Raw genomic sequence first — 788 nt, 5'->3', positions numbered from 1 at the left:
CTTAGTATGTTTGAATGTGTAAAAAGTACGGTATGAGCAACCACTCTTCAATTGCTCATACTGGTATGGAGGATTAGCTTAACTGCTTGCAAGCAAATGAAAGCGAGTAGCACTTTAGTATAAGTAGGCGGGCAGAAAAATTTATCGGTGTGTCATTGCGAGTGGAACGACGATATTGTTCTTGGATTTCATTCGCCATTTATGCGACAGTTGACAGAATACGCAATTGGTTAAGCAAGACAATCCATACAAACAATTCATGAGCGATGTGAATGAACGCGCCGATTTTGATAGTCCGTGGAAAGAAGTCCTAGAAGCTTATTTTCCCCAAGCAATGCAATTTTTCTTTCCTGAAACTGCTGGATTAATTAATTGGGAACGTCCCTACGAGTTTCTGGATAAAGAATTTCAACAAATCGCCCGCGAAGCCGAACAAGGCAAACGATACGCTGATAAATTAGTTAAAGTTTGGCGTACCCAAGGACAAGAACTTTGGTTATTGGTGCATGTCGAAATTCAAGCCCAACCGGAAGAAAACTTTGCAGAGCGGATGTTTACATACAGCTTCCGGATTTTTGACCGCTTCCACCAGCCTGCTGTTAGTTTAGCAATTTTGTGTGACGCTAACCGTCAATGGCGACCAAATAGCTACAGTTATAGTTATCCCGATACTCGGTTGAACTTTGAATTTGGAACTGTCAAGCTTTTGGACTACGAAAGCCGTTGGACAGAACTTGAAGCAAGTGATAACATTTTTGCAACCGTGGTGATGGCGCATTTAAAAACAC

1 pseudogene is annotated in these 788 nt (G+C 41.6%); it reads left to right on the top strand.

The features are described from left to right. Positions 1-259 precede the first annotated feature (259 nt). Positions 260-788: pseudogene (locus AC5590_RS05065) on the top strand (hypothetical protein); the annotation flags it as partial.

Origin of the sequence: Brasilonema octagenarum UFV-OR1, from assembly GCF_963888615.1 — a bacterium.
GTDB lineage: Bacteria > Cyanobacteriota > Cyanobacteriia > Cyanobacteriales > Nostocaceae > Brasilonema > Brasilonema sennae.
The sequence above is the reverse complement of the archived record's forward strand: the minus strand, read 5'-3'. Positions and strand labels throughout refer to the sequence as shown.